The following is a 9,000-nucleotide window of genomic DNA, read 5'->3' on the forward strand; positions in this document are numbered from 1 at the left end:
AGGCAGCGGCGGCGCGATCATCGAGGCGGGCGGCGGGGCGGGAGGAAAAGCGCCGGGCTGCATGCGCATGGCCATGCGCAGACCGGTGGGCAGGGCTCCGCTCCAGGTCTTGCGCGCGGCGTCGCTGCGGGGGGGAGATCCGCCGCCGGGCAGATAGCGCAGCGCCGCGACTCCTCCGATGAGCGCCGCGACGGCGATCGCCGCCAACGCCAAATGGGTCCGTCGCGGCGTCATGCGCCTGTGCAGCCTCTCCTACTAGATCACGCTGCATTTGGGCGGAATCGCCCCAAATGCAGATAACGTGATCGATTCCAAAAGTTTAAAGCGCGCTCTACGCGAAAAACCGGTTCCCACTTTTTCGCAGCGCGCTCTAAAGCCTGGGCTGAGCAAAGACATGAAAAAAGGCGGTTTAGTGGCCTGCGAAGGCGACGAGCGTGCGCACTGGCACGTCGAGCGCCTGAAGCCGCTTCACGCCGGCGAGATCGGGCAGGTCGATCACGAAACAGGCGGCGACCACATTGGCGCCGCCCTGGCGCAGGAGCTTCACCGCGCCCTCAGCGGTGCCGCCGGTGGCGATCAGATCGTCGACGAGGATCACGCGCTCGCCGGGATTCACCGCGTCTTCATGCATCTCCATTTCGTCGACGCCATATTCGAGCGCGTAGGAGACCGAGACGGTCTTGTGCGGCAGCTTGCCCTTCTTGCGGATCGGGATGAAACCCGCCGAGAGCTGATGCGCCACCGCGCCGCCGAGAATGAAGCCGCGCGCCTCCATGCCGGCGACCTTGTCGATTTTCGTGCCCGCCCAGGGCTGCACGAGTTCGTCGACCGCCTTGCGGAACGCCTTGGCGTCGCCGAGCAGGGTGGTGATGTCGCGAAAGAGAATTCCCTTTTTCGGATAGTCGGGAATGGTGCGGATCGCGGCGGCAAGCGGCATGTGGGGCTCTTGGATCGGCGGCGCGGGCGGCCGCGAGTGGGGATGTGGCGAAACCACCACGGCGCAAAGAGATACACGGATCGCGGGGTAGGGCGCAAATGGGAGGTGCGCGCGCCTGTGGCGATCGGGGTGAACAACGCTCTTGAGCAATTGGCGCGAGATACTTCCCCCTTGCGCCGAGTGGGGGTTCATCGCGCCTCTTGAGCGGAGTTTGCCCCACCCGACCCCGCTTCGCGGGGCCACCCTCCCCGTAAAGGGGAGGGATTCGCAAACGCCTGGTCTTCGCTGATCGGCCTGTGCTCGCAACGAGCGCAAAAAATGGAGACGCGAAAAAATGATATACGAAACTGTTTGAAGACTGGTTCGCTGTCGAGGCTACACTGCCAAGCTCTCCTACTGCAACTATCAGCGAGAGCAGCGTTCATCAGGCCGGATCACCGCCGTTGTCGAGATACCATTTTAGAATTTCGTCGGCTAATTCTTCCGGCGAAAAGGCTCCGTCTTGATCGAGCGTTTGCCATGCATAAGCTTGGGTGGGCAGGTAATCCAAGTCGAACTTTAGAGTGCGATATTTCTGAGGTTCATCAAAATTCAAAGCACCCGGCCAAGGGAAGCCATTTTTCCAGATAGTCGCATCTGAACTCGCGCCTTCGAGCGTGTTTGAATACAGCGCGCGTCCTTGCATCGTTAAAGCGTACCGGAGCCCAGTGACAGCGCACGGTCCGTTTGGTTGAGGCATACCTCTGAAGGCAAGACGATTGAGCTTTCGTCCTCTATTAATGCGTTCGATGCCGTCTCGTATTCCGATACGTGTTTTTTCAATTGCGTTTTCAAAAGCCGCGACCCCCTCGTATGAGTTTAGGGCAGCTTCTCTTTCCCTTTTAAATTCGGTTTCGCGCTCGTGACGCGCGGCCCTTTCCTCCAGGGTCTCTCTGTGAAGTGTGCCGCCCAACTCTTGCACGCGAGCTTCAATTACAGCCGCTGCACCTTTGATGCCCCACCTTTCGAAGCCTATCCAAAGCCGATTTTGCGGAAACCATTTTGGCTTTGTAGGTGGCTTATCCAAAGGCATCAACAAAGCAAAGTCGTATCCGCTTTCATAAGCGCGGTTTCTTATCGATGTTTCTTCTATCCGCGTCCAAGGAGTCGTCCCCCAATCCTCTCTGTAGAGAATGACCATGGAGCAGCTTTTCTGCCCGAAAACAGAAGCAAAGGTCGCTTCTCCGTCTGTACCCGCGAGCCGCTTCTGCTGCTCGGAATAGAGAAATGTTTTCAAGCTTCCCTTCAATGCGTCATTAAGCTGAAATGTGATGTTTTCATCTTTCGCAAGAAATGAAAACGCTACGTCGTATTCAAATATCTGCTCCATAAAATTCCTCCGGCGCACAAATGGAACGCGTATCTGCTCGACGGTTAATCAGGGCGCGAATTCAGCTGTGTACTCATGCGCTCTGCAACCTTTCGTTTTGCAGGCTGAGCGCCCTAGCCCCCGAGAAAGCGATCGGCGGCGCAATCTCTCTCTGCCTATCCTCCGTTCACCCTTCCCATCACCGCATCGAGCTTCTTCAACAGTTCCGGATCGCGCGCGTCAGGCGCGGTAAGAATCGCGTTGTCGAGCGCGCGGTCGGAGCCGATCGGGCAGGGCTCATGTTCGCGCGGAAAATCAGTCAGAACGCGCGCCAGCAGCCGCGCGACCGTCGCCGAATTCTTCTGCACGACTGCGATCACCGCGGCGACGTCGACATTGTCGTGATCCGGATGCCAGCAGTCGAAATCCGTGACCATGGCGACGGTGGCGTAGGAAATTTCGGCTTCGCGCGCGAGCTTGGCTTCCGGCATCGCCGTCATACCGATGACGTCATAGCCGGCGGCCTTGTAACTGAGCGATTCGGCGTAGGACGAAAATTGCGGGCCTTCCATGCAGACATAGGTTCCGCCGGAGACGTGATCGATGCCCTCGGCTTTCGCCGCGGCGACGATGCGCGCGGACAGCAGCGGGGCGATCGGATGCGCCATCGACACATGGGCGACGCAGCCGTCGCCAAAGAAGGAGGATTGCCTTGCGAAGGTGCGATCGACGAATTGCTCGACGAGCACGAAGAGACCGGGAAAAAGCTCGGACTTGAACGAGCCGCAGGCGGAGACCGAAATCAGATCGGTGACGCCGGCGCGCTTCATCGCGTCGATATTGGCGCGATAGTTGATCGTCGAGGGCGAGAGCCGGTGGCCGCGCCCGTGCCGCGGCAAAAAGACCGCCTGCGTGCCGGCCAATTCGCCGAAACAAAGTTCGTCGGAGGGCGCGCCCCAAGGCGTTGCGACGCGCTCGCGGCGAATGTTGGCGAGCCCCGGCAAGTCGTAAACGCCTGACCCGCCGATTATTCCGACGACCGCTTTGGTCATGAATGATGTCTCCTTGCGTTGCTGCCTATCGGCTGTTGCTTGGCCGGCGCGCGCAGGCGCCGAAATTCACGGCAATGTTACAGGGTTGCGCCCCCAAAACGCCTGTGTTAGGGGACGCTCGCCTTGGAGCTGGGGCGCAGCCGCCCCCGTTCCTTTTCCTACAGCATCCATCGGTTGAGGCTAACCGCTTATCGTCGCGACCGCGCGATTTGCACTGCGGGCGGCGTCTCCAGACGATGTAGATTGACGAGCGAACCAGGTGGCTCACGACGGAGATTCCTTATCGGGCGTTGCAGGTCGCTACGCTTCCGCACTCTATGATTTGGCGACGGAAAAACACGCCGCCGATGACGTCGCCGCCGCGCTCGACAGGTTCCAGGCTCTCATCGACGGCAGCGACGACTTGAAACGCCTGGTGAAAAGCCCGGTGTTCTCCGCAAAGGAGCAGATCAAGGCGCTCGACGCGGTTCTCGACAAGGCGAAGATTTCCGGCATCGCCGCCAATTTCATCCGCCTCGTCGCCGCCAAGCGCCGTCTCTTCGTCATCTCCAGCATGATCGTCGCGTACCGCCGTCTCAATGACAGGGCGAAGGGCATCGTGCGCGCCGACGTCACGGTCGCCGGGCCGCTGAAGCCCGATCATGAGGCGGCGCTGCGCGAGGCGCTCGCCGGCGTCACCGGCGGCAAGACCGTCGATCTCAACCTCAAGACGGATCCGTCGATCATCGGCGGCCTGATCGTCAAACTCGGTTCGCGCATGGTCGACGCTTCCGTTCGCGCCAAGCTCAACGCAATCCGCACACGCATGAAAGAGGTCGGCTGATGGATATCCGCGCCGCAGAAATTTCCGCGATCCTCAAGAATGAGATCGCCAACTTTGGCGCCGAGGCCGAGGTCACCGAGGTCGGCCAGGTTCTCTCGGTCGGCGACGGCATCGCCCGCGTCTACGGACTCGACAATGTCCAGGCCGGCGAAACCGTCGAATTCCAGGACGGCACCAAGGGCATGGCGCTCAATCTCGAAACCGACAATGTCGGCATCGTGATTTTCGGCGACGACCGCGCCATCAAGGAAGGCCAGACGGTCAAGCGCACCGGCGCCATCGTCGAGGTGCCCGTCGGCAAGGAGTTGCTCGGCCGCGTCGTCGACGCGCTCGGCAATCCGATCGACGGCAAGGGGCCGATCAAGGCGACGCAACGCTCGCGCGTCGACGTCAAGGCGCCCGGCATCATTCCGCGGAAGTCGGTGCATGAGCCGATGGCGACGGGACTGAAGGCCGTCGACGCGCTGATCCCGATCGGCCGCGGCCAGCGCGAACTCATCATCGGCGACCGCCAGACCGGCAAGACCGCCATCGCTCTCGACACGATCCTCAATCAGAAGTCCTTGAACGACGGCGACGACGAGAAGTCGAAGCTCTATTGCGTCTATGTCGCCATCGGCCAGAAGCGCTCGACCGTGGCGCAGTTCGTCAAGGTGCTCGAAGAACGCGGCGCGCTCGACTATTCGATCATCGTCGCCGCCACGGCCTCCGATCCGGCGCCGATGCAGTTCCTCGCGCCCTTCTCGGGCTGCGCGATGGGCGAATATTTCCGCGACAACGGCATGCATGCCGTCATCATCTATGACGATTTGTCCAAGCAGGCCGTCGCCTACCGCCAGATGTCGCTGCTGCTGCGCCGACCGCCGGGCCGCGAAGCCTATCCGGGCGACGTGTTCTATCTGCATTCGCGCCTGCTCGAGCGCGCGGCGAAGCTGTCCGACGATCGCGGCGCGGGTTCGCTCACCGCGCTCCCCGTCATCGAGACGCAGGCGAACGACGTGTCGGCCTATATTCCGACCAACGTCATCTCGATCACCGACGGCCAGATCTTCCTCGAGACCGATCTCTTCTATCAGGGCATCCGTCCCGCGGTGAACGTCGGCCTGTCGGTCTCGCGCGTCGGCTCGTCGGCGCAGACCAAGGCGACCAAGAAGGTCGCCGGCAAGATCAAAGGCGAACTCGCGCAGTATCGCGAAATGGCCGCCTTCGCCCAGTTCGGCTCGGACCTCGACGCGGTGACGCAGCGTCTCTTGAATCGCGGCGCGCGCCTTACCGAACTCTTGAAGCAGCCGCAGTTCTCGCCCTTGAAGATGGAAGAGCAGACCTGCGTGATTTACGCCGGCGTCAATGGCTATCTTGATCCGCTGCCGGTGGGTCGGGTGCGCGCGTTCGAGGACGGCTTGCTCGCGCTGCTGCGTTCGCAGCACGGCGACATTCTCGAGAGCATTCGCACGACCAAGGATCTCACCGACGAGACCGCGGCGAAGCTCAAGAGCGTTGTCGAATCCTTCGCGAAATCCTTCGCGTAACGCGTGTCGTCATGGCCGGGCTTGTCCCGGCCTCGGCACAAGCCCGGCCATGACGGGCGTTGGTGAAACGAGACAGGCAAAACGATATGCCCTCGCTGAAGGATCTTCGAAACCGCATCTCCTCCGTCAAGGCGACGCAGAAGATCACCAAGGCCATGCAGATGGTCGCCGCCGCCAAGTTGCGCCGCGCCCAATCGGCGGCGGAGGCGGCGCGGCCTTATGCCGAGCGCATGGACTCGGTGCTCGCCAATCTTGCCGCCGGCGTGACCGCGGGCGGGCCGCCGCTCTTGGCCGGCAACGGCAAGGACGACACGCATCTCCTCATCGTCGCGACGGCGGAGCGTGGCCTCTGCGGCGCCTTCAATTCCTCGATCGTGCGTCTCGCCCGCGAGCACATCACGCGCCTTCAGGATCAGGGCAAGACCGTCAAAATCCTCTGCGTCGGCAAGAAGGGTTTCGAGCAGCTCCGCCGCCAATATGAGCGCAATATCATCGAGCTCATCGAGCTGCGCGGCGTCAAGCAGATCGGCTTCAACAACGCCGATGAGATCGGCAAGAAGATCATCCGCATGTTCGAAGACGGCGGCTTCGATGTGGCGACGCTGTTCTTCTCGCGCTTCAAATCGGTGATCGCTCAAATCCCCACACAGCAGCAGATTATCCCGGCGCAGATTCCCTCCAACGAAAACGCGCCGGCCGTCGAAGGTCCGCAGGCTTCTTATGAATATGAGCCGGGACAGGACGAAATTCTCTCGACGCTGTTGCCGCGCAACATCTCCGTGCAGGTGTTTCGCGCGCTGCTCGAAAACGCCGCTTCCGAGCAAGGCGCGCGCATGAGCGCGATGGACAACGCCACGCGCAACGCCGGCGACATGATCAAGAAGCAGACGACGATCTACAACCGGTCGCGTCAGGCGATGATCACCAAGGAGCTCATCGAAATCATCTCGGGCGCCGAGGCGCTCTGAGGCATTTTAGGACGAGGACGAAACATGGCCGCCAACAAGCCCACCGGGCGCATCACCCAAGTCATCGGCGCCGTCGTCGACGTGCAGTTCGACGGGCATCTGCCTGAGATTCTGAACGCCCTGGAGACGACGAACCAGGGCAACCGCCTCGTTCTCGAAGTCGCGCAGCATCTGGGCGAAAACTCCGTTCGCACTATCGCCATGGACTCGTCCGAAGGTCTCGTTCGCGGTCAGGAAGTCGCCGATACCGGCGCGCCGATCTCGGTTCCCGTCGGCGACGAGACGCTTGGCCGCATCATCAACGTCATCGGCGAGCCGGTCGACGAGGCCGGTCCGATGCTCACGAAATCGCGCCGCGCCATTCACCAGCCGGCGCCCTCCTACGCCGAGCAGGCGACCGAAGCGCAGATTCTCGAGACCGGCATCAAGGTCGTCGACCTGCTCGCGCCTTACGCCAAGGGCGGCAAGATCGGCCTCTTCGGCGGCGCGGGCGTCGGCAAGACCGTGCTGATCATGGAGCTGATCAACAACATCGCCAAGGCGCATGGCGGCTATTCCGTCTTCGCCGGCGTCGGCGAGCGCACCCGCGAAGGCAACGACCTTTATCACGAGATGATCGAGGGTGGCGTCAACAAGAAGGGCGGCGGCGAAGGCTCGAAATGCGCGCTGGTCTACGGCCAGATGAACGAGCCGCCGGGCGCGCGCATGCGCGTCGCGCTCTCCGGCCTGACAGTCGCCGAGGATTTCCGCGACCGCGGCATGGACGTGCTGTTCTTCGTCGACAACATTTTCCGCTTCACCCAGGCCGGTTCGGAAGTCTCGGCGCTCTTGGGCCGCATCCCCTCGGCGGTGGGCTATCAGCCGACGCTCGCCACCGACATGGGCGCGCTGCAGGAGCGCATCACCACGACGACCAAGGGTTCGATCACTTCGGTGCAGGCGATCTACGTGCCGGCCGACGATTTGACCGACCCGGCGCCCGCCACATCCTTCGCGCATCTCGACGCCACGACCGTGCTGTCGCGCTCGATCGCTGAGAAGGGCATCTATCCGGCGGTCGATCCGCTCGACTCGACCTCGCGCATGCTGTCGCCGGCGATCGTCGGCGAAGAGCATTACGATGTCGCGCGTAAGGTGCAGTCGACGCTGCAGCGCTATAAGTCGCTGCAGGACATCATCGCCATTCTCGGCATGGACGAGCTCTCCGAAGAGGACAAGCTCGTCGTCGCCCGCGCCCGCAAGATCGAGCGCTTCCTGTCGCAGCCCTTCCATGTCGCCGAAGTGTTCACCGGCTCGCCCGGCAAGCTCGTCGCGCTCGCCGACACGATCAAGGGCTTCAAGGGCCTCGTCGAAGGCGAATACGACCATCTGCCCGAGGCCGCCTTCTACATGGTCGGCTCGATTGAAGAGGCGGTCGAAAAGGCTGCCAAGCTCGCTAAGGAAGCGGCGTAATCTTACAGAGCGTCATGGCCGGACTTGTTCCGGCCATCGGCTGATCGTTTGCATGGATGGCCGGGTCAAAACCGGCCATGACGCGCCGAGAGAGAGCGCGATCGAATAAAGGCTTCGTTGGAGACGGACATGGCCGCATTCCACTTCGAACTCGTCTCTCCCGAGAAGCATCTCTTCTCCGGCGATGTCGAATCGGTCGTCGCGCCGGGGGCTGACGGCCAGTTCACCGTCCTCAAGGATCATGCGCCGGTTATGACCACGCTGAAGGCCGGCGTCGTGACGGTCGCCGGCGGCGACGGCAAGGTCGAAAAGCTCTTCGTGCGTGGCGGTTTTGCTGACGTCAACGCGTCCGGCTTCACCATTCTCGCCGAACAGGCGATTCCGCTGGCCGACATCGATGTCGCCAAAGTTGACGCCGATATCCAGGACGCGCGCGAAGACATCGCCGACGCCACGTCCGACGAGGCGCGTCTCGCGGCTTCCGACAAGCTCGCTCAATTGCAAGAGCTGCGCGCGGCGATCGGCGGCTGATCGACCGCGCAGGGAGAGCCAACATCCTCTCTGCAGCGATCGCCGAGGCTTTCCGCGTCATGCCCGCGCTTGTCGCGGGCATCCACGTGGCGTCGCTCCGTTGTGTTTCAACGCTTGCGCTGCTTCTCGGCGTGGATGGCCGGGACAAGCCCGGCCATGACGGCTGATACCAACCTGCGCTGATCAGAACCGATGCGCCCAGTCGCGCAAACCGATGGACATGATGCGCCAGGGTTGTTCGATGAGTTTGTTCCAGGCGTCGCAGCAATGGTCGACGATGTCGTCGTATGATTTGAACACGCGATTGGAGAGCCAGTTGTCGCGCATGAACTGCCAGAGGTTCTCGACCGGGTTGAGTTC

Annotated in this window: 8 protein-coding genes and 2 pseudogenes; 5 read left to right on the forward strand and 5 right to left on the reverse strand. The window is 62.0% G+C overall.

Annotated features, from left to right (window positions below; translation table 11 throughout):
• The 4 genes and pseudogenes from QZ964_RS01815 to QZ964_RS01830 form a co-directional block, all read right to left on the reverse strand.
• Positions 1-234, reverse strand: a pseudogene (locus tag QZ964_RS01815) (hypothetical protein); the annotation flags it as partial.
• A gap of 175 nt (positions 235-409) precedes the next feature.
• Positions 410-937 (reverse strand): adenine phosphoribosyltransferase, encoded by a 528-nt coding sequence (locus QZ964_RS01820; protein ID WP_292528291.1) that lies wholly within the window; start codon positions 935-937, stop codon positions 410-412.
• Positions 938-1,361: 424 nt separating this feature from the next.
• The gene (locus QZ964_RS01825; protein ID WP_292528293.1) at positions 1,362-2,306 is read right to left on the reverse strand and encodes a hypothetical protein; all 945 of its coding nucleotides are present in this window, start codon (positions 2,304-2,306) and stop codon (positions 1,362-1,364) included.
• Positions 2,307-2,461: 155 nt separating this feature from the next.
• Complete coding sequence (locus QZ964_RS01830; RefSeq protein ID WP_292528295.1) at positions 2,462-3,337, reverse strand: S-methyl-5'-thioadenosine phosphorylase; 876 nt, start codon at positions 3,335-3,337, stop codon at positions 2,462-2,464.
• Positions 3,338-3,596: 259 nt separating this feature from the next.
• Here QZ964_RS01830 and QZ964_RS01835 point away from each other — a divergent pair, with 259 nt between their 5' ends.
• The 5 genes from QZ964_RS01835 to QZ964_RS01855 all read left to right on the forward strand — a co-directional run bounded on the left by QZ964_RS01835 (position 3,597) and on the right by QZ964_RS01855 (position 8,640).
• Positions 3,597-4,160 carry a F0F1 ATP synthase subunit delta gene (locus QZ964_RS01835; protein ID WP_292528296.1) on the forward strand — a complete coding sequence of 188 codons (564 nt, stop codon included), beginning with the start codon at positions 3,597-3,599 and terminating at the stop codon, positions 4,158-4,160.
• Positions 4,160-5,689, forward strand: coding sequence for a F0F1 ATP synthase subunit alpha (gene atpA, locus QZ964_RS01840; RefSeq protein ID WP_292528297.1), 1,530 nt, complete (start codon positions 4,160-4,162; stop codon positions 5,687-5,689). The genes QZ964_RS01835 and atpA overlap by 1 nt, the downstream gene beginning before the upstream one ends.
• 86 nt (positions 5,690-5,775) lie before the next feature.
• Positions 5,776-6,657 carry a F0F1 ATP synthase subunit gamma gene (locus QZ964_RS01845; RefSeq protein ID WP_292528299.1) on the forward strand — a complete coding sequence of 294 codons (882 nt, stop codon included), beginning with the start codon at positions 5,776-5,778 and terminating at the stop codon, positions 6,655-6,657.
• Between the two features lie 24 nt (positions 6,658-6,681).
• Positions 6,682-8,109: a F0F1 ATP synthase subunit beta gene (gene atpD / locus QZ964_RS01850; RefSeq protein WP_292528301.1), complete on the forward strand. Its 1,428-nt coding sequence runs from the start codon at positions 6,682-6,684 to the stop codon at positions 8,107-8,109.
• A gap of 129 nt (positions 8,110-8,238) precedes the next feature.
• Positions 8,239-8,640, forward strand: a complete 402-nt coding sequence (locus QZ964_RS01855) for a F0F1 ATP synthase subunit epsilon (RefSeq protein ID WP_292528302.1) — start codon at positions 8,239-8,241, stop codon at positions 8,638-8,640.
• 183 nt (positions 8,641-8,823) lie between these two features.
• Here the strand turns inward: QZ964_RS01855 and QZ964_RS01860 are convergent.
• Positions 8,824-9,000 (reverse strand): annotated as a pseudogene (locus QZ964_RS01860) (IS630 family transposase); the annotation flags it as partial.

This window comes from Methylocystis sp. (assembly GCF_021731785.1).
In the GTDB taxonomy this organism is placed as follows: domain Bacteria; phylum Pseudomonadota; class Alphaproteobacteria; order Rhizobiales; family Beijerinckiaceae; genus Methylocystis.